The organism is Mesorhizobium sp. B2-3-11 (assembly GCF_006442215.1).
Classification (GTDB): Bacteria; Pseudomonadota; Alphaproteobacteria; order Rhizobiales; family Rhizobiaceae; genus Mesorhizobium; species Mesorhizobium salmacidum.
The window spans coordinates 427,561-452,227 of the sequence record NZ_VFVS01000001.1 but is presented as its reverse complement, the minus strand read 5'-3'; the positions used below and the strand labels follow the sequence as shown (position 1 = coordinate 452,227).

At 62.4% G+C, this 24,667-nt stretch carries 22 protein-coding genes and 3 pseudogenes; 12 read left to right on the top strand and 13 right to left on the bottom strand.

Going from position 1 to position 24,667, the window contains the following annotated elements:
* Positions 1–49: 49 nt before the first annotated feature.
* Entirely contained in the window at positions 50–880 is an 831-nt protein-coding gene (locus FJ960_RS02420; protein WP_140711639.1) for an alpha/beta hydrolase, read from the top strand.
* A gap of 47 nt (positions 881–927) precedes the next feature.
* On the opposite strand, the gene glp is transcribed toward FJ960_RS02420, so the two are convergent.
* The 5 genes from glp to FJ960_RS02395 all read right to left on the bottom strand — a co-directional run bounded on the left by glp (position 928) and on the right by FJ960_RS02395 (position 6,433).
* Positions 928–2,133: a gephyrin-like molybdotransferase Glp gene (gene glp, locus FJ960_RS02415; RefSeq protein WP_140711637.1), complete on the bottom strand. Its 1,206-nt coding sequence runs from the start codon at positions 2,131–2,133 to the stop codon at positions 928–930.
* Positions 2,133–2,615 (bottom strand): cyclic pyranopterin monophosphate synthase MoaC, encoded by a 483-nt coding sequence (gene moaC / locus FJ960_RS02410; RefSeq protein ID WP_140505531.1) that lies wholly within the window; start codon positions 2,613–2,615, stop codon positions 2,133–2,135. The genes glp and moaC overlap by 1 nt, the downstream gene beginning before the upstream one ends.
* A gap of 66 nt (positions 2,616–2,681) precedes the next feature.
* Positions 2,682–3,530 (bottom strand): indole-3-glycerol phosphate synthase TrpC, encoded by an 849-nt coding sequence (gene trpC, locus FJ960_RS02405; protein WP_140711635.1) that lies wholly within the window; start codon positions 3,528–3,530, stop codon positions 2,682–2,684.
* A gap of 3 nt (positions 3,531–3,533) precedes the next feature.
* Entirely contained in the window at positions 3,534–4,544 is a 1,011-nt protein-coding gene (gene trpD / locus FJ960_RS02400) for an anthranilate phosphoribosyltransferase (protein WP_140711633.1), read from the bottom strand.
* Positions 4,541–6,433, bottom strand: coding sequence for a SurA N-terminal domain-containing protein (locus tag FJ960_RS02395; protein ID WP_140711631.1), 1,893 nt, complete (start codon positions 6,431–6,433; stop codon positions 4,541–4,543). The genes trpD and FJ960_RS02395 overlap by 4 nt, the downstream gene beginning before the upstream one ends.
* Before the next feature lie 143 nt (positions 6,434–6,576).
* Between FJ960_RS02395 and tpiA the strand changes: the two genes are divergently transcribed.
* From tpiA to FJ960_RS02370, 5 genes are all read left to right on the top strand, one after another.
* On the top strand, positions 6,577–7,347 hold the full coding sequence (tpiA, locus tag FJ960_RS02390) for a triose-phosphate isomerase (protein ID WP_140711629.1): 771 nt from the start codon (positions 6,577–6,579) through the stop codon (positions 7,345–7,347).
* A 167-nt stretch (positions 7,348–7,514) separates the two neighbouring features.
* Positions 7,515–7,973 carry a preprotein translocase subunit SecG gene (secG, locus tag FJ960_RS02385; RefSeq protein WP_140711627.1) on the top strand — a complete coding sequence of 153 codons (459 nt, stop codon included), beginning with the start codon at positions 7,515–7,517 and terminating at the stop codon, positions 7,971–7,973.
* A gap of 211 nt (positions 7,974–8,184) precedes the next feature.
* A complete protein-coding gene (locus FJ960_RS02380; protein WP_140711625.1) occupies positions 8,185–9,315 on the top strand; it encodes a L,D-transpeptidase in 1,131 nt (376 codons plus the stop codon).
* Between the two features lie 197 nt (positions 9,316–9,512).
* Complete coding sequence (locus FJ960_RS02375; protein WP_140505430.1) at positions 9,513–11,150, top strand: CTP synthase; 1,638 nt, start codon at positions 9,513–9,515, stop codon at positions 11,148–11,150.
* Positions 11,151–11,158: 8 nt separating this feature from the next.
* Positions 11,159–11,698, top strand: a complete 540-nt coding sequence (locus tag FJ960_RS02370; protein ID WP_140711623.1) for a DUF1697 domain-containing protein — start codon at positions 11,159–11,161, stop codon at positions 11,696–11,698.
* Between the two features lie 36 nt (positions 11,699–11,734).
* Here the strand turns inward: FJ960_RS02370 and FJ960_RS02365 are convergent, their stop codons facing one another.
* The gene (locus FJ960_RS02365; protein WP_140711621.1) at positions 11,735–13,192 is read right to left on the bottom strand and encodes an NCS1 family nucleobase:cation symporter-1; all 1,458 of its coding nucleotides are present in this window, start codon (positions 13,190–13,192) and stop codon (positions 11,735–11,737) included.
* A gap of 251 nt (positions 13,193–13,443) precedes the next feature.
* On the bottom strand, positions 13,444–13,737 hold the full coding sequence (locus FJ960_RS02360; RefSeq protein ID WP_246672605.1) for a hypothetical protein: 294 nt from the start codon (positions 13,735–13,737) through the stop codon (positions 13,444–13,446).
* Between FJ960_RS02360 and FJ960_RS02355 the strand changes: the two are divergent.
* The 3 genes and pseudogenes from FJ960_RS02355 to FJ960_RS02345 all read left to right on the top strand — a co-directional run.
* A pseudogene (locus tag FJ960_RS02355) lies at positions 13,688–14,188 on the top strand (ABC transporter ATP-binding protein); the annotation flags it as partial. The gene FJ960_RS02360 and the pseudogene FJ960_RS02355 sit on opposite strands and share 50 nt — an antisense overlap.
* An 8-nt stretch (positions 14,189–14,196) precedes the next feature.
* Positions 14,197–15,182: pseudogene (locus FJ960_RS02350) on the top strand (oligopeptide/dipeptide ABC transporter ATP-binding protein).
* A gap of 123 nt (positions 15,183–15,305) precedes the next feature.
* Positions 15,306–15,608 (top strand): DUF982 domain-containing protein, encoded by a 303-nt coding sequence (locus FJ960_RS02345; protein ID WP_140505424.1) that lies wholly within the window; start codon positions 15,306–15,308, stop codon positions 15,606–15,608.
* Between the two features lie 155 nt (positions 15,609–15,763).
* Here FJ960_RS02345 and FJ960_RS02340 read toward each other — a convergent pair whose 3' ends face one another.
* The 3 genes from FJ960_RS02340 to FJ960_RS02330 all read right to left on the bottom strand — a co-directional run bounded on the left by FJ960_RS02340 (position 15,764) and on the right by FJ960_RS02330 (position 17,066).
* On the bottom strand, positions 15,764–16,015 hold the full coding sequence (locus FJ960_RS02340; RefSeq protein ID WP_181174132.1) for a hypothetical protein: 252 nt from the start codon (positions 16,013–16,015) through the stop codon (positions 15,764–15,766).
* A 32-nt stretch (positions 16,016–16,047) separates the two neighbouring features.
* Positions 16,048–16,461 carry a hypothetical protein gene (locus tag FJ960_RS02335; RefSeq protein ID WP_140505422.1) on the bottom strand — a complete coding sequence of 138 codons (414 nt, stop codon included), beginning with the start codon at positions 16,459–16,461 and terminating at the stop codon, positions 16,048–16,050.
* 308 nt (positions 16,462–16,769) lie between these two features.
* Positions 16,770–17,066, bottom strand: a complete 297-nt coding sequence (locus FJ960_RS02330) for a hypothetical protein (RefSeq protein WP_140711619.1) — start codon at positions 17,064–17,066, stop codon at positions 16,770–16,772.
* A 298-nt stretch (positions 17,067–17,364) separates the two neighbouring features.
* On the opposite strand from FJ960_RS02330, the gene FJ960_RS02325 reads away from it, so the two are divergent.
* The gene (locus FJ960_RS02325; protein ID WP_181174131.1) at positions 17,365–17,994 is read left to right on the top strand and encodes a hypothetical protein; all 630 of its coding nucleotides are present in this window, start codon (positions 17,365–17,367) and stop codon (positions 17,992–17,994) included.
* Positions 17,995–18,106: 112 nt separating this feature from the next.
* Here the strand turns inward: FJ960_RS02325 and FJ960_RS29740 are convergent, their stop codons facing one another.
* Positions 18,107–20,350, bottom strand: a complete 2,244-nt coding sequence (locus FJ960_RS29740; RefSeq protein ID WP_246672593.1) for a hypothetical protein — start codon at positions 20,348–20,350, stop codon at positions 18,107–18,109.
* A gap of 1,072 nt (positions 20,351–21,422) precedes the next feature.
* On the opposite strand from FJ960_RS29740, the gene dusA reads away from it, so the two are divergent.
* A complete protein-coding gene (dusA, locus tag FJ960_RS02310) occupies positions 21,423–22,421 on the top strand; it encodes a tRNA dihydrouridine(20/20a) synthase DusA (protein WP_140711618.1) in 999 nt (332 codons plus the stop codon).
* 105 nt (positions 22,422–22,526) lie between these two features.
* On the opposite strand, the pseudogene FJ960_RS02305 reads toward dusA, so the two are convergent.
* Together FJ960_RS02305 and FJ960_RS02300 are read right to left on the bottom strand one after the other, a co-directional pair.
* Positions 22,527–23,229, bottom strand: a pseudogene (locus tag FJ960_RS02305) (TIGR02281 family clan AA aspartic protease).
* Between the two features lie 10 nt (positions 23,230–23,239).
* Complete coding sequence (locus FJ960_RS02300) at positions 23,240–23,470, bottom strand: DUF1289 domain-containing protein (RefSeq protein WP_140711617.1); 231 nt, start codon at positions 23,468–23,470, stop codon at positions 23,240–23,242.
* A gap of 198 nt (positions 23,471–23,668) precedes the next feature.
* Between FJ960_RS02300 and FJ960_RS02295 the strand changes: the two genes are divergently transcribed.
* Positions 23,669–24,667, top strand: a complete 999-nt coding sequence (locus FJ960_RS02295; RefSeq protein ID WP_140711616.1) for a nicotinate-nucleotide--dimethylbenzimidazole phosphoribosyltransferase — start codon at positions 23,669–23,671, stop codon at positions 24,665–24,667.

The following is a 24,667-nucleotide window of genomic DNA, read 5'->3' as shown; positions in this document are numbered from 1 at the left end:
CGGCGGCCATTGCTAGTGTTGAAACGATGCCGCTTCGGGGAGGGTGCCGATGCTCGACCATCGCATTGCCGACTGGGACAATGCCTACGCCAACGGCGCCAATATCGCCGGCAGCGACCGTTGGCCGGCCGCCTGGGCGGAACCCGCGCAAGCATTCCGAGACGTGATGTCGGCGCAGGGCCGGGCACGGCTCGACATCGCCTATGGCGACGGGCCGCGCAATCGGTTCGACCTTTTCCTTCCCGATGTCGCGCCCAGGGGACTCGTGGTGTTCATCCATGGCGGCTATTGGATGGAGACCGACAAGAGCTTGTGGTCGCACCTCGCCGGTGGCGGGGTCGGCAGCGGCTTTGCCGTGGCGATGCCGTCCTATACGCAATGCCCCGATATACGCATCGCCGGCATTGTCAGCGAAATCGGGGCGGCGATCGGCAAGGCGGCGGCCATGGTCGGGGGACCACTGATGCTGACCGGACATTCGGCCGGCGGACATCTCGCCAGCCGCATGGTGACGACATCGACGCCTTTGGCGGCCGATGTCTCGCGGCGTATACGCCATGTCGTTTCGATTTCAGGCCTGCATGATTTGCGTCCGCTGATGCGCACGGACATGAACACGGTGCTGAAAATCGACGAGAATGAGGCGCTGACGGAAAGCCCGGCACTGCTGCGGCCCATGGATGGTGTCCGCATCACCTGCTGGGCTGGCGGTGGGGAGCGTTCCGAGTTCCTGCGCCAGAATGCATTGCTGGCCAATATCTGGACCGGGCTTGGCGCCATCACCAGTGCCGTGGTCGAGCCCGATCGGCATCATTACGACGTCGTCGATGGCCTTGCCGATCCGGCCCATGCGTTGACGCGGACCTTGATCTCGGAATAGCCGAGATCATTTTTGTCTTCTTATCAGCTTATTTATGGGAAAATTCTTTAGCGCAACATCAGAACGCTACAAACGTCTCCGGCAGCGGATGCAGGGGCAAAAGGCGCGCGCACGACCAGCCCGTTGGCGTCGGCAAGCATCCTCAGCATCGAGGAATCCTGGATACCGAACGGCGTTGCCACCAGTTCCCCGTGGTATTCCCTGACCACCGCCCGCACATAATCCTGGCGCAGATCATTGGCGGGCATTGCGGTGCCCAGCCGCGCCTGATGGATGTCCTGACGGTAGGCGCGACCGCCCAGCCTTGCCAGAAGCGGCTTCAGGAACAATTGCGAGCAGACCAGGCTTGCCACCGGGTTGCCGGGCAGGCCGATGCATCTGATATCGCCGAGGCGTCCGAACATCAGCGGCTTGCCGGGACGCATGGCGATCTTCCAGAAGCCGAGCGTCATGCCTTCGCCGGTCAGCACGTCATGGATCAGGTCGTGGTCGCCGACCGAGGCGCCGCCCAGCGTAACGATGACATCGGCGCTCGCCGCGACCGCTTTCCTGACCATGCCGGCTATGGCGTCCTTGCGGTCGGCGGCGATCCCGAGATCGAGCGCGCGGGCACCGACCGAGTGTGCTGCAGCGGCGACGCCATAAGCGTTGGACGAAATAATCTGGTCAGGCCCGAGTTCGCTTCCGGGCGGCAACAGCTCGTCACCGGTAGCGATGATGGCGACCAGCGGCCGTTTCACCACGCTCACTCGGGGATGATTGGCCGATGCCACCAGCGACAGTGCCGCCGGGTCGAGCACGCGCCCCTTTTCCAGCAGCACGTCGCCCTTGGAAAAATCGAGACCGATGCGGCGGATGTTACGCCACTCTGCGGTGGGCTCGATCACCTCGATATTGCCACCGCCGATATCCCGGACATTTTCCTGGATGACGATGGTGTCGGCGCCGTCAGGCAGCGGTGCGCCGGTGAAGATGCGCACGGCCTGTGCCTGGCCGACCGTACCGTCAAAGCCACGCCCGGCCGGCGCCATGCCGATCACCGCGAGTTTCGAGGGCACCGACGCCACGTCGGCGGCACGCACTGCATAACCGTCCATGGCCGAAGCGTTGAAAGGTGGCTGGGTGCGAAGCGCCACGACGGGTTCCGCCAGCACACGATCGACAGCCTCGATGAGAGGAACGCTTTCGCCCTCCAGCGGCACGGCGCCATCAAGCAGGCGTTCGAGCGCCTCGGCGACCGGAACCAGCGCCATCAGGCACCTGCCTTGTAGTCGCCAGACTTGCCGCCGGTTTTTTCGACCAGCCGGATACCTGAGATGACCATGGCGCGGTCCACCGCCTTTGCCATGTCGTAGATGGTCAGGCAGGCCACGGACGCGGCGGTCAGCGCCTCCATTTCGACCCCGGTCTTGCCGGTGACGCGCGCCAGGGCAGTGACCTTCAGGCCTGGCAGCGCATGATCAGGCTCAATGTCGACGGAAACCTTGGTCAGCAGCAGGGGGTGGCAGAGCGGGATCAATTCATGCGTCTTCTTCGCCGCCATGATGCCGGCGATGCGCGCGGTGCCGAGCACATCGCCTTTCTTGGCATTGCCGGCAAGGATGGTCTTCAACGTCTCTGGCTGCATCGAGACGAAACCCTCGGCAATCGCGGTGCGCGTCGTCTCGTCCTTGTCGCCGACATCGACCATGTTGGCCTCGCCGTGCGCGCCGAGATGAGTGAGGCCGGCCGCCATCGTCAAATCGCCATAGAACGACGTGCGTCCATTCGGACGCACAAAGTGCATTCTATCACTTTGACTCTATGCATCGTGCTCTCCGAAAATCGATTCCGATTTTCGGGCCGACCCATCGGACGCCTTGCCCGTGAGCAGCGAGCGTGTTGCAGCGGTCACATCCCGTTGGCGCATCAAGCTCTCGCCCACTAGGAAGGCGTCGATGTCCGTCCTTTGCAGTCTAAGACAATCGTCATGCGAGAAGATGCCGCTTTCGCTGACCAGCAAATGACCACCCGGCACCATCGCCCGCAGCCGCTCCGACGTATCGAGGCTGGTCTCGAATGTCCGCAGGTTGCGGTTGTTGATGCCGATCAATTGCGATGACAGTTTCAGCGCGCGCTCCGTCTCGGCTTCGTCGTGCACCTCGATCAGGGCATCCATGCCGAGCTCGAATGCGGTCGATTCGAGTTCGCTTGCCATGGCGTCATCGACGCTGGCCATGATGATCAAAATGGCATCCGCGCCCCAGGCCCGCGCCTCGTGAACCTGGTAGGGGTCAAACAGGAAATCCTTGCGCAGGGCGGGCAGCGTCACGGCGGCTCGCGCCTTGGTCAGAAACTCCGGTGCGCCCTGAAAGGAGGGCGCATCGGTCAGCACGGAAAGACAGGCCGCGCCTCCTTTTTCATAGGCCTTGGCCAGACTCGGCGGATCGAAATCGGCACGGATCAACCCTTTGGACGGACTTGCCTTCTTGATCTCGGCGATCAGTGCAAAGCCGCCCGATCTGCGCTTCGCTTCGAGTGCGGCGAGGAACCCGCGCGGTGCGTCGGCGTCTTTTGCGCGCGCCTTGATCTCGGCCAGCGGCAGGCGTGCCTTGGCGGCGGCTATCTCGTCGCGCTTGTAGGCTTCGATCTTGCGCAAAATGTCAGACACGGTTCACCCGTTCGAAATTTCGACCAGCCGGTCGAGCACCTGCGGCGCCCGGCCGCTGTCGATCGCCTGCGCGGCGATGTCGATGCCGTCGCCGAGTGTCGTCGCCTTGCCCGCAATCACCAGTCCGGCGCCGGCATTCATCAACACCGTGTCGCGGTAGGCGCCGGCGGCGCCGCCCAGCATGTCGCGCAAGGCCTTGGCATTATAGGCGGCATCACCGCCGCGCAGCTCACCCTTGGTATGGCGCTTTAGTCCAACCTCTTCCGGGGTCAGCGTAAAGCTGCGGATTTCGCCGCCAACCAGTTCGGCGACCTGCGTCTCGCCTGTGGTGGTGATCTCGTCATAGCCATCGCCATGGGCGACCCAGGCATGCTCGGTGCCGAGCGCCTTCAGTGTTTCGGCCACCGGCATGATCCATTCCGGCATGAACACGCCGACCATCTGCCGCTTGACGCTGGCCGGGTTGGAAAGCGGGCCGAGCAGGTTGAAGATGGTGCGCGTGCCAAGCTCGCCCCGAACCGGACCGACATGCTTCATCGCCGGATGGTGCGCCGGCGCGAACATGAAGCCGACACCGGCTTCATGGATGCATTTGCCGATAATCTCCGGCGCAATGTCGATCTTGACGCCGAGGGCAATCAGCACGTCGGCCGCGCCGGTCAGCGAGGACAGGCCACGATTGCCGTGCTTGGCGACAGGCACGCCGCTGCCGGCAATGACAAAGGCGGAGGCCGTCGAGATGTTGACCGAGTGCGAATTGTCGCCGCCGGTGCCGACGATGTCGATGGCGCCATCAGGGGCATCGACGCGAAGCATCTTGGCGCGCATCGTGGCGACAGCGCCCGAAATCTCGTTCACCGTCTCGCCGCGCACACGCAGCGCCATCAGGAAGCCGCCGATCTGCCCTGGGGTCGCATCGCCCGACATGATGATGTCGAAGGCCTCGCAGGCCTCCTCGAAGGACAGGGCAGTGCCGGTCGCGACCTTGGCGATATGAGTTTTCAGCGCGCTCATCTCGTCGAGGCTTGGGCAACGGCGGCCTGGTCGATGCGGACGTCGTACTGCGTCTGCAACTGCGCCACCAATTGGTCGAGCAGGTCGTCGGACATGCCGGAGGTGAATGATTTCTGCGCGTCGTCCGGCACCGAGCTGGCGTCGGCGCCGGCCGGTTCGAACACTTCGGCGACCTTGAACAGGATCTGGCCGTCGCCGGTGGGCGAGGGGATCAAGCCGGTGCCGCCTTCGCCGACCCCGAACATCACGGCGGCGCCCTCCTTGCCGAAATCGGCATCATCGGCTTCGCGCTTCAAGCCGCGCTTGGTCTGCTTTTCCAGCTTGAGGTCACCGGCGATGACGTCGAGCGTGGCGCCGGCTTTGAGGCGCTTCTCGAGTTCGTCCGCCTTGGCGGCGAGCCGCTTGGTCGTCTCGGCCGCCGTCCAGTCGGCGACAACTTTCTGGCGCACCTCGTCAAGAGTGCGGTCGCGGGCCGGTGTGATCGAACCGACCTCATAGAAGACGAAGCCGTTGTCCGCGGTGGTCAGCGCCTCGTTTTCGGTGTTGGGTTCCGCATCAAAGACGGCCTTGATCAGCGACGGTGATTCCGGCAGGTCCTTGACGACGGAGCCATCGGGCCTCAGGCCATTGCGATCGATGGCGTCGACGGTGATGTCCTTAAGCTTCAATTTGGCGGCCGCGTCGGCCAGAGAACTGCCCGATGCACGGGTGTCCTCATAATTGTCGTGCACATCCAAAAGGATGCGGCTTGCCTCGCCCAGCGCCAGGTCCTTGCGGATCTGGTCGGACACTTCGGCGAGCGGCTTTACCACCTCGGGCTTGATCTCGGTCACGCGCAACAGCACCGGGCCGAAGGTGCCCTGAACGACCTGGCTGACTTCATTGACGTTGAGCGCGAAGGCGGCATCGGCAACCGCCTTGTCGGCGATCTTGTCCTTGGCGAGCGTGCCAAGCAGCGTGTCGGCCGGGGTCTTGCCTTCGGCGATCACCAGTTTGTCGAAGGTGGCGCCGGCCTTGAGCGAATCGAGCGCTGCCTTGGCCGCATCCGGCGTCTTGAACACAAGCTGCTCGATGGTGCGCATTTCGGGCGTGGTGTAGCGTGCCTTGTTCTTGTTGTAGTCGTCACTGACCTGCTGGTCGGTGACCGCGGTCGTGTCCATGATGTCCACCGGTTCCAGGCGGACATAGGAAAATTTGCGGTATTCAGGTGCGGCGTAGGTTTTCTTGTTGGCCTCGAAATAGGCCTTGAGCACGCTGTCGCTCGGCGCTTCGATCGGCTCGACCAGCGTCTTTGGCAATGTCAAATAGTCGACGGTGCGGTCTTCACCGCGGTAGAGCGCGACCGCCTTGAAGAACGTGTCCGGCGCCTTGAGGCCGTCCGAGACCGCTTCGACGATCTGCTGGCGCACCGCCACCTGGGCGCGGTTCTTCAGGTAATCCTCGGGCCGCATGCCGACTTCGTGCAGCATGTAGTCGAATGTCCTTCTGTCGAACTGACCGCCAGGACCCTTGAAAGCCGGATCTTCGCGGGTGAGTTCGGCCAGCCGGTCCTTGGAGAGGCCGAGGCCCAGCTTGCGTGCCTGTTCGTCGAGAACGGCACCGGAAACGAGTTGCGCCAGCACCTGGTTGTCGATGCCGAGTGCCTTTGCCTGTTCATGAGTGAGGCGCTGACCGAACTGCTGCGACATGATGGCGAGCTGGCGGTCATATGCAAGGCGGTATTCGTTGATCGATACCTTGGTGCCGCCGGCCGTTATCACCGAATCGTGGCCCGCAAGGCCGCCCATCAGCCGTCCGGAGATGCCCCACGCGGCGAAACTGACCACCAGCAGCGAAAGCAATGTCTTCGCGACCCAGGTACTTGCCGCGCTTCTCAATATACCAAGCATGGTTACTTCCGATTTATGCGCATTTTCGCATGCGCCGAGTTTGAAACAAGCGCAATAGCGCCCTTCCGGTCCACTGTCGATTGCTTTGTGGCCTGATTTTGGTAGTGAGGGCCAGAGCCTGATATCGCCCGGAGAAGCACACCATGACGCCAGGAATTCGCCCATTTGTCGCCGGCAACTGGAAAATGAACGGCACCAGCGCCTCGCTGAACGAGCTCAGGATGATCGGTAACGGTTTCATGAGCGGGCTCGACGCCGAGACCGAAGCACTGGTCTGTGTTCCCGCGACGCTGCTTTCCCATGCCGCCGAGATCCTGTCACGCACGCCGGTCCATGCCGGCGGTGAGGACTGCCATAGCAAGGAGAGCGGCGCCTATACCGGCTGCATTTCCGCGGAGATGCTGAAGGACGCGGGCGCGAGCCATGTCATTGTCGGTCATTCCGAATGCCGCGAACAAAGCGGCGAGGACGACGCCACGGTCCAGGCCAAGGCCACCGCGGCCTGGCGTGCCGGGCTGGTGGCCATTGTTTGCATCGGCGAGACGCGGCAGGAGCGTGAGGCTGGAGCCACGCTGGAGGTGCTGTCGCGCCAGGTGGCTGGCTCGGTGCCGCCAAGTGCCACGCCATCCAACACCGTCATTGCCTATGAGCCGGTTTGGGCGATCGGCACCGGCTTGACGCCAACCGCGGCCGATGTGGCCGAAGCGCATGCGCATATCCGCGAAAAGCTGTCGGAAAAACTCGGCGCCGCCGCCGCCAGGATGCGCATTCTCTATGGCGGCTCGGTCAAGCCGTCCAACGCGGTGGAGCTGCTGGGCGTCCGGAATGTCGATGGCGCGCTGGTCGGCGGCGCCAGCCTGAAAGCGGCTGATTTCCTGGGTATCGCCGAAGCCTATCGCAGCATTGCAGGCTGAGAGTCACGAGGGTGGGCGGGTCTCGTCCCGTCCAAATTCGTTGCAAAGGGCGCGTTGCTTCCCATATTCCGGCCACGGGCTTGGAAATGCCGTGAAAGCATTGTATTGAGCCGCCTCCAATTCACCGGTCGTGTCCGCGGCCGGGCAAGGCCTTGCCAGGATAAACTATGCAAACCGTACTGATCGTCATCCATCTCATGGTCGTACTCGCCCTTGTCGGCGTGGTGCTGCTGCAGCGCTCCGAAGGCGGCGGCCTCGGCATTGGTGGCGGATCGGGCTTCATGACTGCACGCGGCGCCGCCAACGCTTTGACCCGGGCGACGGCGATCCTGGCGGCTGCGTTCTTTGTGACGTCGCTGACCTTGTCGATCATCGCCCGCTACGGCGAGAAACCGATCGACATTCTCGATCGGGTTCCCACGACCTCGGACGGCAAGGGCGTGCTCAACCAACTGCCGGGGAAGACCACGCCGGCACCGGCCGGCAACGCTACGCCGACGCCGCCGTCCGGAAACGACGCCGCGGCAAAGCCTCCGGCCACGGCACCCGCCGCCGGCTCGACGCCGCCGGCGACCAATGGGACCACCAACACCGCACCGGCGGCGCCTCAGGTTCCGAACCAGTAACTTCCACTTTTCCAAACCGCGATCTGTGATCGTTTGAACACAGTCGCGGCAAATGCTGCGCGATCACGAAGATTCGACGGGCAGCGGTGCGGTCTCGCGCTTGAGGCATCCGCGCTTATTCGACTATAGATTGCACGCGGCATTTTCGGCGTCCTTGGGGGACGCCGGGCGACGCCGTGGGCAACAAGCATTGAACGATCGGATCTTCGCCATGCAGCTTCGCAGCTTCATTTTCCTGGGACTTTGCGCCGCAATCGGCATGAGTTCCCCGGCTTTCGCCGGCATGCCGGCAAATATGGCCGCACAACAGTCGGTGTCGCTTGAAAAAACCGACGCCATCCCCGTCGCGGCCAAGAGCGATGCGGCGCAGTTGAAGCTTCTCAAAAAGAAGAAAACCCCGACACCGGACGACCTCGCCCAGATCAAGAAGATCGAGGCCAAGATCGCCGCTGGCAAGGAAGACGCCAAAGCCAAGGCGCTCGAAGCCCGGAAGCTGGCGATGCGCGAGGCAGCCAAAGCCAGGGCTGACGCGGACCGGAAGGCATTCCTGGCCAGCAAGGGTCAGAAAGCACCGGCAACCGAAGTGGCCGATGCCAAGCCGGCCAAGAAGACCATCAAGATTATCGAGCCGATTGAACCGGTCACGCCTATCCAGTCGGCCGAGCCTGTCCCGGCCGAGGTGATGAATGTCGCTTTGACCGGTAACAATGGCGAATTGCGCAGCGAGGTGGTCGGCGGCCAGAAGCAGTCAAGCGGCGGCCTGTTCGCCGGTCTGTTCGGTGGAACCTCATCCGGCTCATCGATCAGCTATCTGCCCGAGACACGCGCGCTCGACTCGGCACTTGCCCAGAAGAATGCCAAGAAGCCGTTCAAGGTGAAGCCGGAATTCGTGCCTCAGGACGTGGAATTCACGGGCTACGATGCCGGCACGATCGTCATCGACACCAGTGCTCGCCGGCTCTATCTCGTCGAATCATCGACCACCGCACGCCGCTACGCCATCGCGGTCGGCCGCGAAGGCCTGCAGTTCAAGGGCACGGTCGCGGTCGGCGACAAGCAGGAATGGCCGCGCTGGATCCCGACGCTCGACATGCAGAAGCGCGAGCCCAAGCACTACGGCCAGTACAAGGACGGCATGGCCGGCGGCGGCCAGAACCCGCTCGGCGCACGCGCCATCTATCTCTATGACGGCAAGAAGGACACGCATCTGCGTATCCACGGCACCATCGCGCCGCAGTCGATCGGCACCAGTGCCTCCAATGGCTGCTTCCGCATGATGAACGAGCACGTCATGGATCTCTACAGCCGCGTCCGGGTCGGCACCAAAGTCGTCATCATCTGACGTTTCCATCATCATGCCGAAAGGGCCGGCTCAGCCGGCCCTTTTGTTTTGCTTAAGGTCCCGCTCAAACCTGTTTGGTCGTGATCTTGTCCAAAAACCGAATTCCACTTTTCGGGATCATGGTCCGAGCGCCTTTTTGGGAAAAAGCCTTCGCGGCGGTTTTTTCTCTGGCGGAATCAATCCGGCCGCGTTAAGCGATGACTCCCATGGCGCGATATGTATTCATCACAGGCGGCGTGGTTTCCTCACTTGGAAAAGGCATTGCCGCAGCGGCCCTTGGGGCTCTCCTGCAGGCGCGAGGCTATCGCGCACGCATCAAAAAACTCGACCCCTACCTCAATGTCGATCCCGGCACGATGTCGCCGTACCAGCATGGCGAAGTGTTCGTCACCGATGACGGGGCCGAAACCGACCTCGACCTTGGGCATTACGAGCGCTTCACCGGCCGTTCCGCCAACCAGCAGGACAACATCACGACCGGGCGTATCTACAAGAATATCATCGAGCGCGAGCGGCGTGGCGACTATCTCGGCGCGACCGTGCAGGTCATCCCGCACGTTACCGATGAAATCAAGAACTTCGTCCTCGACGGCAATGACGACTATGATTTCGTGCTGTGCGAAATCGGCGGCACGGTCGGCGACATCGAGGCGATGCCGTTCCTCGAAGCCATCCGCCAGCTCGGCAACGATCTGCCGCGCAACAACGCCGTCTATGTCCACCTGACCTTGATGCCCTATATCCCGACGGCGGGTGAGCTGAAGACCAAGCCGACGCAGCATTCGGTCAAGGAATTGCGCGGCATCGGCATTGCGCCGGATATTCTTCTGGTGCGCGCCGACCGCGCCATTCCCAAGGAAGAGCGCCGCAAACTGTCGCTGTTCTGTAATGTCAGGGAAAGCGCCGTCATCCAGGCGCTCGACGTGCCGCATATCTACGACGTGCCTATGGCCTACCACAAGGAAGGTCTCGATTCGGAGGTGCTGGCCGCCTTCGGCATCGACCCGGCGCCCAAGCCGCGCATGGAGCCATGGCAGGCTGTCTCCAACCGCATCCATAATCCGGAGGGCGAGGTCACCATCGCCATCGTCGGCAAGTATACCGGCCTCAAGGATGCCTACAAATCGCTGATCGAGGCGCTTTCGCATGGCGGGCTGGCCAACCACGTCAAGGTGAAGCTCGACTGGATCGAATCGGAAATCTTCGAAAAGGAAGACCCGACGCCTTGGCTGGAGAAGGTGCACGGCATCCTCGTGCCCGGCGGTTTCGGCGAGCGTGGCTCCGAAGGCAAGATCCTGGCGGCGAAGTTCGCACGCGAGCGCAAGGTGCCGTATTTCGGCATCTGCTTCGGCATGCAGATGGCCTGTATCGAGGCGGCACGCTCGCTGGCCGGTGTCGAACATGCCTCATCGACCGAGTTCGGCCCCACCAAGGAACCAGTCGTCGGTTTGATGACCGAATGGCTGAAGGGCAACATGCTGGAAAAGCGCAGGGCGAGCGGCGATCTCGGCGGCACCATGCGGCTCGGCGCCTATCAGGCCGAGCTCGCCAAAGGCTCGAAGATCGCCGATATCTACGGCGACACCCAAATTTCCGAACGTCACCGGCACCGCTATGAGGTCAATATCGACTACAAGAAGCGCCTGGAGGATTGCGGGCTGGTCTTTGCCGGCATGTCGCCCGACGGTGTGCTGCCGGAGACGGTCGAGTATCCCGACCATCCCTGGTTCATCGGCGTGCAATATCACCCCGAGCTGAAGAGCCGGCCACTCGATCCGCATCCGCTGTTCGCCAGCTTCATCGAGGCGGCGGTGGAGCAGAGCCGGCTGGTCTGATCGCTACAATGCGGACCTATGTGGCGCTTCTCTACAGCATCACCCTGGGAGAGGGGCGGCGGGTCGTCATGTCCGATCTCAAGACGATGGCGGAAGGCCTCGGCCTGAAGAATGCCCGCACCTTGGTGGCGACCGGCAACCTGGTTTTCGAGAGCGAAAAGATCTCGATCCCCGGACTTGAGAAGCGGCTGGAATCCGCCTTCGAACAGACCTTTGGCCGCCATGTCGACATCATCATCCGCGCCGCCGGAGACTGGCGCAAACTCGCAAGCGGCAATCCATTCCCGACCGAGTCGGTGGAAGCCGGCGACCAGGTCGCGGTGCGCGTGATGCGCAAACCCGTGGCCGAGGATGCCATATCGGGCCTTCAGGCCTATGCCGCAGCGGACGAGAAGGTGCTTCTGGTCGGCGGCGACATCTGGGTCGTCTTTTCACGGGAGAGGCCTAGCTCGCGGCTGCTCGCGGCCGCAAATCACAAACGCATGGGCATCGGAACCTCGCGCAACTGGAACACGGTGCGCAAGCTGGCCGAGATGATAAGAGCATAAATCTGGGGCGGCGTTGCGCCGCCCCAGAGAAGTTCGTCAGGCTTTTGCTATCTTGGCGCCTGCACCCAGGGCGGCGGTGCGCAGCACGTAGTAGATGACGCCGGCGATCGCCACGCCGAAGAACCAGCCATAGACGCCCCACCAGGACGGTAGCCAGTTGGTGAAGTTCGGCAGGATCGACGAGAAGACGGCGCCGATGCCGGCGGCTATGAAGGCATTGACATGCCAGCCACCCTGGAAGCGGAACTCGCCGTCCTCGCGATACAGCGCCTCGACGTCGACCTCGCCCTTCCGGATCAGATAGTAATCGACCATCATCACGCCGAAGATCGGTCCCATCGTCGCGCCGATGACGTTGACGAAAGAGGCGGCACTGCCTTCCCACGGTGCGAACGGATAGAGCACAAGCGCGATGACAGCGGCGATGTAGCCGCCCTTCTTGAAGTCGATCTGCCGCGGGAAGACGTTGGAGAAGTCGAAGGCCGGCGACACGAAGTTGGCCACGACGTTGATGCCAAGCGTCGCCACCGCGAAGGTCAGGGCGGCGAGGGCAGCCAGGAACCAGCTGTCGAACTTGGCCGAGATCTGGTCGGGGTGCAGCAGCACCTCATGGTAAACGTCGTAGGCGGCAATGGTGGTGACGCCGGCGACCAGCGAGAACAGGATCAGGTTGATCGGCAGACCCCAGATATTGCCCTTGCGCAGCGCCGCCTGATCGGGCGCATAGCGGGCGAAATCGCAGAAATTGAGATAGAGCGCCGAAAAATACGTCACCCAGATCGCGGCGACCGCGAACAGCGACGTCCACGAGCCCGGCGTTCCAGGCACGCCGGCATCCTTGGTCTTTTCCAGAAGCACGTCCATCGGGATGTCGCTGGTGAAGGCGAAGGTTCCGGATTTGACGCAGAGATAGATGGCCAGGAGCAGCATCATCACCCAGACGGCTGGTCCCGCCCAATCCTGGAACCGGCGCACCGTTTCCATGCCTTTCTGGATGATGAGCAGTTGCAGGGCCCATATGACCACGAAGCAGATCACCTCCAGGCCGGAATGGCCGAGGAAATGGGTGTTGGCGTTGAAGTCGGCGAACCATTGCGAGCGGATCAGCAATGCAACGATGGCGCCGGAGGCGGCGGCGGTCTGCGCGCCATACCAGAAGCAGGCGACGATGGCGCGCACCAGTGCCGGAATGTTGGCGCCCCAGATGCCGAAGGAGGCGCGGGCGAGCACGGGGTAGGGCACACCGGTCTTCACACCGGCATTGCCGACCATGTTCATCAGCGCGTAAATGATCAGCGAGCCGATGCCGATGGCGATGATGAAATTGACGAAGCCGCCACAGAACAGAAACAGGCTGGCGGCGAGGTAGTAGCCCCACAGGCTATGGACGTCCGACGTCCAGACGTTGAAGATCGAGAACGGTCCCCAGTTTCGAACCTTGGCAGGAGCGAGGTCTTCATTATACAGGTCAGGCGATGCGCCTTGTATCGTCATTGCAATGTCCCCTTCTTGCAGCACGCGCCCTCACGCGTTGACCGGGGAGGTTACGCCTGACGCAGGGGAACCGGCAAGCAATCGATTTGCCGGCTTTGACCTTAAAGATATTCAATGCGAACCGCGATTATCGACGGGGCGATGATGGTGAGCCGCTTTTGAAAAGGCCTGCCTGTTGATTCGAGTTCTCGATCCACGGCCTGAATCTGGACGAACCCGTGTTCACAACATCTGTCTGCAAGCGGGGCTGCCTAGGCGATGGCCATCACCCGCTTATGGTCCTCGACTTCGGAAAGCAGCCAGTGCTGAAAGAGGCCGGTACCCGGCTTGTTGCCGATGCTGCGGCGCTGATGCAGGTAGATGCCCGCCGGATAGGTGTGGCGGGCGCTAAACGGGGCGACCAGCTTGCCCTGCTGCAGCAGATCCTGGGCCATCATCGTGTCGGCAAGCGCTATTCCAGCGCCGTTGATCGCCTCGCGCATGATCAGCGTGCAATCCGGCGGCATGCGCCAACGGGCGGTGATCGCGATGGCGTTGTCCTGCAACCCGGCGCTGCTGATGGCGGACGAGCCGACCACGGCGCTCGACGTCACCGTGCAGGCCGGAATTCTCGATCTCGTGCGCAAGCTGCGCGCCACGCACAAATCGGCGGTCGTCTTCATCACGCATGACATGGGCGTGGTCTCCGAACTCGCCGATCGGGTCATGGTCATGTATGCGGGCCGCATCGTGGAACGCGGCAGTCGCACGGAGCTGTTTTCTGACCCGCGACACCCCTATACGCGTGCATTGCTTGGTTCGATCCCACCGCTGACCGGTGCGAAACCGCGCCGCCTGCCTGCCATTCCCGGGTCACCGCCATCGCTGCTGCGATTGCCGCAAGGCTGTGCCTTCGGTCCGCGTTGCCGGGTCCGCTACGAGCCGTGTCTAACCGGCAAGCCCGAGCTTGGCGCCGCCACGCACGCGGCGGCCTGCTTTCGAGTGGCGCAGACATGAGCGGACCGATGATCGACAACGACCGTCCAATCCTCGAAACACGCTCGCCCGGCAGCGTTTCTCGATCGGCACCCGTTTTTCCGCCGAAGGCAGGCGAACCGTCCACGCGGTCGACAATGTCTCCCTGACCGTGCGGCGCGGCGAAACCGTAGGGTTGGTCGGCGAGTCCGGATGTGGCAAGTCCACGCTGGCGCGCTGTCTGGTCAGGCTCTACGACATTTCAGACGGTGAGCTGCTGTTCGAAGGCGACGACATCACGTCGAAGTCGCTGTCTGAACTGAGGCCGCTGCGGCGGCGCCTGCAAATGGTGTTCCAGGACCCGTCGGCCTCGCTCAATCCGCGCCGGCGTGTCGGCGACCTCGTGGCGGAACCGCTGCGCATCCATGGCAAGCTTTCATCGCGCGAGATCACCAACCGCGTCGCGGAGCTCTTCGAGCTCGTCGGACTGTTACCGGACCATGTCATGCGCTTCCCCCATGAATTCTCGGGCGGGCAGCGCCAGCGTGTCGGCATAGCACGCGCCATAGCCCTCAATCCCGATCTCGTCGTTCTCGACGAACCGGTCTCAGCGCTCGACGTGTCCGTACAGGCGCAGATCGTCAACCTGCTTGCCGACCTTCAGGAGAAGCTGGACCTCACCTATGTCTTCATCGCCCACGACCTGTCCGTGGTGCGTCAGGTCTCGACCCGCATCGCGGTCATGTATCTCGGCTCGATCGTCGAGGAAGGACCAGCGGAAGAGGTGTTTTCAGCCCCGGCTCATCCTTACAGCCAGGCGCTGATCTCGGCCGTTCCCGTCGTGGAGACGACACCCAGCGGGACGCGAAGGCGCATTATCCTTACGGGCGATGTGCCGAGCCCGCTCAATCCGCCATCCGGGTGTCGGTTCCACCCCCGATGCCCGATAGCGGTTGGGCGCTGCCGTTCGGAGCGGCCGGAACTGAGGGAGTACCGACCCGGCCGCAAAGCGGCCTGCCACTTCCCGACGACATAGCCGATATCGCTCATCATCCGACCGCCAGATTTTTCAAAATTCTGTGTTCCGCGTGGAACCAACCACCGGACGGCGCGTTTCATGGGGTTCGATCGAGCGCATCTCGATCGACCGGAGGAAACAATGGACTACCTGCATTTCTTTTCGCCCGTGCGGATATCGCGCGGGCAGGGACACCCTGTAGAAGAAGTGGATAGTGTCGCCGAGGCGATGGTTTTCTTGCGTAAATGGCCGAAGGGACGGCGTGGGCCTGTGTATCAGTGTGCACTGAATTGCTGCTCGGCCGCCCTGTCGGGACAGATGTCGGCGGAGGAAGCAAGAAAGGCGTTCACCGGCTTTGCCCGGATCACGCGGCTTCTGGACGATGACATGGCTCTGCCGATAGGCAACGACAGCAAGGCGAGCATACACGCGCTGCGGCGGTAGCGTCCACGGCCTTTACTGCTGGCGGATCGCGCCCGTTGCGGGCGCGATGTCGCTGTTTGCGCTTCGGGGCAAACCGTCCCACCATCCGGTCACCAATCGACACCGCATCGATCGATCACCCAGAGCCATGATCCATCCGTTTGCCGGCGGGCGACCTAGCTTGTCATATCACCGTCCGGAAAGCGGGTCGACGTCAGCGCCGGATCACCGCTGACCAGCGCCGCACGCTGCTCGCCGACGGCAAACTTACGACCGAAGGCGGTGACGTCGGCATAGTAGCTGCGAATGGCTTCGTAGCCGCGCGGAAACCGTCCACCGCCACAGTCGATCACCGCATCCGGTTCGAACAGCGAGGCCCGATCTCGCTGAATCTGCAGGAATTGGAGTCGCTGATTGCACGGCAACATGCGGGCGACGCGTCGACCGGAATCCCGTCTCCCTAAGCAGGTATCAGGATGGCGATGCGATGTATGCCGACCACCTTGCTTGTGTTAGTCGCCTCGTCGGTCTTGCCCTTGGCGCAAGTGTACATGTCGCCTTCCTTCAGCTTGAATTCCTTGTCCGCTTTCTTGATCGTGAATTCACCGGCGGTAATCGTGCAGACCATGTCGTTGTCCATCACGGTTTGAGGAGCGTGTGCCCCGGGCTGAAAGACCACGTCGACAATCGAGATGCTCTTGTAGGCGGGAATGTCGGCGTTCCCGGTGCCGACCTCCACCACCCTGATGCCGGGAGCAATCTCCTTGCCGTCTTTCGGGCCGTATTTCTTGGTCTTTGCATGCGCAGTCAGGGCGAATAGAGGGGTTGCCGCCGCGGCCGTGAGGCCAAGGGCAATTGCAGATCTGCGATTCATGCTTTCCTCCCATATGTTGGTCGCACAGCAATGTGAGCGACAGCTAATATTACCCCTTTCCCATATGACTTTAAATGACCGTGATGGCGCCATGGCATTTTCTGCCGCCTCATGATCGACCAATGCAGCTTGTGCGGGCAGGGGCGTGTGCACTATCTGTGCACAGAAAAGACTGATGCCTCACGTCACAGTGAGCACAGTCGCAGAAGATGGTTTTTGGAACGGCTGCGGGACCAAGTTCCGCAGTTCTTCTCCTCGGGTATTGGACGGACTGAGATCGAAAAAGCTAATGAAATGAATAGTATATGTCACAAACTTGCCATTGCGCCCATGATGGATTGGACAGATAGATAAGCAATATCAGCCAGTTGCGCGGCGCTGTGTGCAAAAATCGCACACGAAACTTCTGCTTCTCTTCTTTTTTCGTTCCCACGACGGAGCCGCCGACATTCCTTTTTTGACGCTCTTCTGCCGACGATATTGACCGCTCCATGCGGATGTTCGCTGCGATATCCGTGGGCCCCGTTGTCCTCTGCGGCGTCCAGTTTGCCTGGGGGACTTTCGGACCCGAGTGCGCTGAGAAACGCGGAAATTGTGATCGTCATGATTTTCTCCAAGGCAAGCAGCGACGAGGGCTGCAACATTGCCGAGATAACCTTTGCGGCGTTGTGGTTTCTGGGTCTTGGGAAAGATTGCTGTGTTGCCGCTATCGATGCCGATCATCGTCCCACACCGCGTCCTTGATGCAGCGGATTCATTCCCTAGTTAATTCCGTGGGCACCGTATTCGCGAGTTTCTGCCTTGGGGCAGCGGCGGTTTAGACGTTCTGACCGCATGCCGCGCAAGGACGGCTGGGCTGAGGTACATTTGGAGACTGCCGTGCGTCGATCCCTTGGATTCAGCTTGGCTTATTTTGCATTCGCGTGCTCGATCGCGGCAGCTTGCGCTGGAACTGCAGCCGCCGGCCCGCACGGCGGAGGGCATGACGGTGGCGGCCATCAGGGTGATAACGGGGGTCATGGCAGCCATGACAACGGCGGCAACGGCAAAGGCAAGGGCAAAGGACCTGCCGGCGATCCCGGCGATCCCGGCGATCCTGTGGGCAACAGCGGCAGTCCGCCGTCGACCAATGACGGGATCAGCACCACTCCAACGGCCTCAATACCGTCAACTCCAGCTGACATTGTCGACCGGTCCACAGACGGCGGACATTCGCTCGACCTCCCGCCCGCCCTGCAGCCTCTCGAAGACAACACTGTTCTATCAGCGGTCCACCCGATCGAAGCGCTGCCCGGTGTCCCGGATAAGGTCGTTCGCGCCTGTCAGGACGCAATCGAGCAGGCCGCCGCCAAGTTTGGCGCGGCCAGTGTGCGCGTCAGCAGCGCAGGTTCCATACGTCGGCTGAGCCAACGTAAGATCTCGGCCCCTGTTCAGGTCAGCATCGACTATATGCATCAGGGACGGGTGGAGACGCGTCAGGCGCCGGTCGGGTGCGAATTGAACGCGAAAGGCAGCGTGATCGGTCTGACATAGCGCAGAGCGCGGAACTCCTTGCGAATTCATTCCGCTTTTCCCGGCCTCCGTGTGTTGCGAATGGTGCAGGCCAATGAATGGACCCTTCATCGTCGTCGCAATCGTTTGGAATTCAATCCGACGTCGGGTGTATTGGCCGGAGGGCAAAGGGAAGCGCGACAGTACGCACGCGGATCACCCGCGAGGAGTTGCGAAGCTTGCTGCGCGTAGTCGTCTTCTGGCTGACAGCTTTCACCTGACCGGTGCCGTCCGATGCGCGGCCAGAGCGCGGCTGCAGCGGCGGCTCAATTTGCGCGCTGCGGCGCTCAGCCCTGAGCTTGTCATTGTCCGCGCGTTTGGCAGCCAGGTCGCGGGCCAGAGAAACAGTGGCTTCGCGTTGGTTGTCCAGAGCTTCGTTCAGCCTGGTGACCTGTCCTGAAAGTGTTGGAGACGTGCCGCGCTCCAGGCGGGCTTTATTAAGGTCCTCACGGGTCGATACTGCGGCAGCGCGTTCTCGTGTCAGAGCCTGCGCGGTCTCGGCTGCGGTCTGCTCGGCACGCTCTCTTGCTGACACAGCCTTGGCTCGTTCCTGCTCAGCCGCATCGCGCTCAAGGCGGGCTTTATCGAGATCCTCATGGGCCGATGCTGCGGAAGCGCGTTCTCGTGTCAGAGCCTGCGTCGCTTCGGCTGCAGTCTGCTCCGCACGCTCTCTTGCTGAGACAGCCCTGGCTCGTTCCTGTTCAGCCGCGTCGCGCTCGAGGCGGGCTTTATCGAGGTCTTCCTTGGTCGATGCTACGGAAGCGCGCGCCAGGGCGAGAGCTTGCGCCGTCACGGCTGCGGTCTGCTCCGCACGCTCTTTTGCTGAGACAGCCTTGACTCGTTCCTGTTCAGCCGCGTCGCGCTCGAGGCGGGCTTTATCGAGGTCCTCACGGATCGATGCTGCGGAAGCGCGTTCTCGTGTCAGAGCCTGCGCCGTCTGGGCTGCGGTCTGCTCCGCACGCTCTTTTGCTGAGACAGCCTTGGCTCGTTCCTGTTCAGCCGCGTCGCGCTCGAGGCGGGCTTTGTCGAGATCCTCACGAGTCGATGCTGCGGAAGCGCGTTCCCGGGCGAGGGCCTGCGCAGTCTGGGTTGCGGTCTGCTCCACCCGTCCTCTCGCTGTGGCTGCACCGGTTCGTTCCCGCTCAGCCGTATCCGCGATCGCGGCCTTGGACAGTTCCATTGCCGCGAGGTCGCCACGAAGGTCCTTCGACTTCCGGCGCTCGTCGTCAAGCACTCCGTTCACTTGCGCAAGCGAGGCCTTGGCACTGGCGCGGTCCTCGGCGGCCGTGGCCTCAAGCTGTGAAATTTGCGCCCGCGCTTGGGATAGGTCGCGCGCCATCAGTTCGGTTCGCTGACGCTCCAGATGAGCAGCCGGCATCTGCGTAACGACATAGTTGATGCTCTCGCCCAGCAGCCTGCGAGCGTCTCCCGCAATGCGCTGCAATGCGCCATACGTGCGGGCTGCCGCGAGTTCGTTGCGCAGACGCTCCCCGTATGCGTTGTCGGCTGCTGCCATGCTTGTCCTCAGGACGTCGACCTGCTTGCGCGATTCCAAGAGCTCACTCTGCAGAGAGGCGCTTCTGGCGCGCTCTTCTTCCACAGCTCGGTGCTCCTGGCCGGCCTGATCCCTCGCAGCGGATGCCTGAGCACGAGCAGCCTCGACTTCAGCGTTGGCAGCCGCGAGATCCGGGCCAGGCGCTTCAGTATTCGTACGCCCGCCGCCCTGGGCTGGTCCCTCCATATCCAATGCAGCACTCGCCGGAACCGCGAAGGATCGCGAAAGATCGGGCGGGGAGGGATTCTGGGCTTGCGAAATGGCGGGGGCGCTTTCGACCCAATTTGGTCTCGTCATCGTATAGCCAAGCGGCACGGCCAGGCAGACTGTGGCGATGCCCAGGCGTGATACAAGACCGATAGGCCAGCGAACACGAGGAGGAGGGGGCGTAGCGATGTTGGTCGGGGAAGCGAAAGCATCGGGCAGGTCGCCTGGCGAACTCTCATAAGCTTCGGAGATCATCTCGAAATGCTCGATTCGCACCCCCAACTGACGGTAGTTTGCATCCTGAGGCCGGGCATCCGCATCTGAGGGCACGACAGCCTGAGAAGAACCAGATCCGGTTGCAAGATCGATCGGGCGTTCCCAGACCCAAGAAACCTCATCGAGAGGGACAGGCTTGCATTCTTTCAGATAGGCATTTGGATTCGGGCGACCCCGCAGCACTGCGATAAGGGCATGCCGGAGCACAAGAAAGGCGCCCGCCAATACGAGCATCGCGATCCCGCCCAGGATGGCGAGATCTGTGTCACTTGTGTAAATTCCACCAAGATGATTTGGCATCGCCGTGCCCGTGTGGTTTTTGGGTGCAATTTTAAGCTCGCGAAGCGGTTTTCGGGTCCTCTCCCTGGTGCTGGCTAAAGCCTCTGCCTGCTCTCGAAGCTGTCACTGCTTCGGGTCCGCCAGTGCCGTGCGAATGCAATTGTTGCGTTGCGGAGCGCCGGTCGTGCGCTGGCAGAAGATCCCGGCGCAGAAGATTTGCGCTCGAACCGAAACTCGAAGATGCCATGGCCGCCGGTTGTCGCCCGCCGCCAGCGCCCCGAAAAGCCGACTCGCACCTCTCCATCGTCAATATCCCAAAAGTTCTCCCACGGTGCGTTCCAATCCGCATTTTCGGGGTCCGGACGGTCCATCCTGAACTCTAGCTAGGCCACAGACCTCCACGGTCAACCATCTCGGCCAGTACTTTGGCCATGCAGAACGGCCATTGTGGTGCCTGCTCTTCGCGGGTCTGAGTCTCCAGCAGCGATCATGGACGCCGTAGCGAACCCAATTTCGGTGACGCCGATGGCGAATGGCACTACAAGATTTACCGGAGCCGGCGCAGTCGTGGTCCTTAACCCCCTTGGCCAAGTCGTTACCCTCTGGCCGAAATGACGAACCAATGGCAAACGATGATGAGTATTAAATCAATGGGAGCGGCAATCCGCACAATCCTACTATCGGATTGGGACCCGTTACTGGTCAGAGATGTGTCGGTGGCGCAAGACGGCCTTGGAGCGGCGAGGGGACTTGCCTACATCGCACATGTCGTCGATATGAAGGTCTATCAGTTCGCCGAAGGTCTTCAGGCGCGCTATACGGGACTTTGTCGGCGTCTCGCCACGATCGACTTGCCGTTCGGCATCAGTTGCCCAACGTCGTGCGTCGTCTCGGCGCAGGAAGGTTTCGCTGACGTAGCGTCCTTTGCGACGGACTTGACACGCCAGGAACCGGACGGGAGCTTTGTGTAGGTGGCCATTTTTCGTGTGCGCTCCGTGTGCACTGAGAGATCGAAACGTGGCGAAAAGGGTCGTATTCTGGCGTAAATTCGTGTTGGGCCGCTAGGACCTAAGAATTTGATGTTAAAGGAAAAATGCTGAAAAATCAAGATCATAGGCTGGCCATTGCGCCCATGATGGATTGGACGGACCGGCATTGCCGGTTCTTCCATCGCCGGCTGACGATACATGCGATGCTGTACACCGAAATGGTTGTCGCCGACGCAGTGATCCATGGCGCACGCGAGCGGCTGCTTGGCTTCGATGAGGTGGAACATCCCGTCGCCCTGCAACTTGGCGGCTCGGATCCCGCAAAACTTGCCGAAGCGGCGCGTATTGGCGAGGCCTTCGGTTATGACGAGATCAATCTCAATGTCGGCTGCCCGTCCGACCGCGTCCAGTCGGGCACCTTCGGCGCTTGCCTGATGAAAGTGCCCGACCTTGTCGCCGACTGCATCGCCGCGATGAAAGCGGCAGTGACGGTGCCGGTCACGGTCAAATGCCGCATCGGCGTCGACGAACAGGATCCGGAGCCGGCGCTCGATGCGCTGGCGAATGGGGTTTTCGATGCCGGCGCCGATACCTTGTGGGTGCATGCTCGCAAGGCGTGGCTGGAAGGGCTGAGCCCCAAGGAAAACCGCGACATCCCGCCGCTTGACTATGACAGGGTCTATCGGCTGAAGGAAAAAAAGACGAGTAAATTCATTGGCATCAATGGCGGTATTCAGTCGCTTGAAGAGGCCCGGGCGCATCTCGATCATGTCGATGGCGCCATGCTCGGCCGCGCCGCCTACCACACACCAGGCATTCTGGCCGGTGTTGACGCCGCCTTTTACGGAGCGCTGCCGGAAGCGTTCGATTTCGCGGCGCTGGTCGATGCGATGGCGGATTATGCGGCGCGCCATATCGAACGAGGCGGACGGCTCGGCCATGTCACCCGCCATATGGTCGGGCTGTTTCACGGGCTGCCCGGCGCGCGCCGCTACCGCCAGATCCTATCCAGCGACGCGACCCGGCCCGGAGCCGGACCGGACGTGCTGAAGACGGCTTTCGCGGCTGTCGAATTTGGTGGAGCGGCCGCCGAAGCGGCCTGAACTTACAGCATGTCGCGGCGAATAGGATTCGCCTGACCGGCTGTAAGCTTCTGATTTTATGCATGTCGTTGTCCCGGAACCGAGGGCACTTCCGGGCGACATGCATTAGTCCCTGAGGATCATACGGTCGCCGCGCACGTCGAAGCCCGAGAGCGAACCGATGAAGTTCATGCCGAGCAGGCTTTGGCTCAGCATGCCGGGAGCGGCGATCATTACCGACATCCTTGCGCACGATGCCGCCGATCGCCAGCTCGTGGGTTTTGACCGCTGCGGCGCGTGCCATGCCGTTGGCTGTCGAAACCTGTATTGTGTAGTTGAGCGCCGCCGGATTGAAGCCGGCGGCTTGCGCGTCTTCCGAAGTCAGGACCGTGCTGGTCGCGCCGGTGTCGACGACGGTGCGAACCGGGTTGCCGTTGACCAGGATGCGCGCTTCGAAATGACCATTGTCGGCCTTGTCCAGGGTCACGGTGGCGTGGCCGTCTTCGACGCCGAGCGCCAGCGGACTGCCGGGAACGAGGCCCGCGGTCACGCGGCTGGCGACGTCCTGCAGCTCGTAACGATATTGGTAGCCGGCAATCAGCGCGAGCACGATAGCGGCCCAGGCGCCGAGATTGCGGGCCATCACTCCGAGCGGAGCCGACCGCAGCAAGCCGGCACCGATAAGGGCGCCGAAAGCTCCAAGCCAGATCAGCCGTCCAAAATCGTAATTCTCGACGCCGAGCGTGCTGCCGGCGGAATCGTTGAGCATGAGAAGCGCTGCCCCCACGCCGATCACCGCCATCAAAATCCAGAACAGCCGGCTGCTCATCCGTCCCTCGCTAGAGTGCGTCGCGTTCGCGCGCCATGCGGGTGCGGCGTGTTTCCCGGCGCGGCCGGCGCTCGACGGTTTCCAGCCGGTCCGGCAGTTCGGCCATCACACTGCGGCGCGTCTCGGGCGTCATCGCCATCCAGGCGCCGATCTCGTCGCGCGTGCGGCCGCAACCGAAGCAGAAGCCGGTTTTCATATCGATCGAACAGACCAGGATGCAGGGAGTTTCGATGGCCGTCATGACTTTCTCTCGAGGAACCCGGTCCGGAATCCGCTCTTCCATCTCCACATGGTGCAACGGCAAAGCCAATGCAAGCCCTCGCGATAGCGCCTTCCGTGACCGCCTTTGCGGCAAATCAGCAAGGACGATCGAGGAGGTTGTGCCGATCACGCAAGGCAGCTATGCCGCTCCCTGGATCCAGGAACGATTGTTCGCGACATGACCAGTGCACTGCCTTTCGATGATTTCCGTAACCTGCTCGACAATTTGCCGGCAGCCGACCTCAAAGCCGAAGCGCGCGTGCGCACGCTGTTTGCCAAGGCCGACAAGCCGGTGAATTCGCTTGGCCGCGTCGAGGACATCGCCGCGTGGCTCGCGGCCTGGAGCGGTCGCGCTCCGCCCGCCGTGACCAGGCCCTTGATGGCTGTCTTTGCCGGTAATCATGGCGTTGTCAGGCATGGCATTTCGACGAGGCCCGTGGCGGCGACCGCCAACGCGGTCGAGCTTTGCGCGGCCGGCGGTGCGGCGATCAACCAGATCTGCATTGCCAACGACCTCGGTCTGAAGGTGTTCGATCTTGCCCTGCACATCCCGACCGGCGACATCGCCGAGGATGCCGCGCTCGATGAACGCGGTTGCGCGGCCACCATGGCCTTCGGAATGGAGGCGATTGCCGGCGGCACCGACCTGCTTTGCCTGGGCGACCTCGGCGTCGGCAACTCCACCGTCGCCGCCGCCCTGTTCGCCGCGTTGCTGGAGGGCAGGGGTGCCGACTGGATTGGTCCGGGATCCGGCGCCGATGCGGCGATGCAGGCCCGCAAGGCGGAGGTGATCGATGCGGCGCTGGCCTTTCACGGGAACCATCTGGAAGACCCGCTGGAGGCGCTGCGCCGGGTCGGCGGCCGCGAGTTCGCGGCGATAGCCGGCGCAATCCTTGCCGCGCGGATGCAGCAGATACCGGTACTGCTCGATGGCTTCGCGGCAACGGCAGCCGCGGCGGTGTTGCATGCGGCGAACCCCGCAGCGCTTGATCATTGTCTTCTCGCCAGCCTGTCGCCGGAGCCCGCGCATGCAAGGGCCGCCGAGCACCTCGGGCTGCGTCCGCTGCTCGATCTGGGCATCGGTCATGGCGAAGGGGCAGGAGCAGCCTTGGCGGCCGGGCTGGTCAAGGCAGCGGCATTGACAAGTTCAGGCATGGCGGCGGCTGTGCGGGGCTAA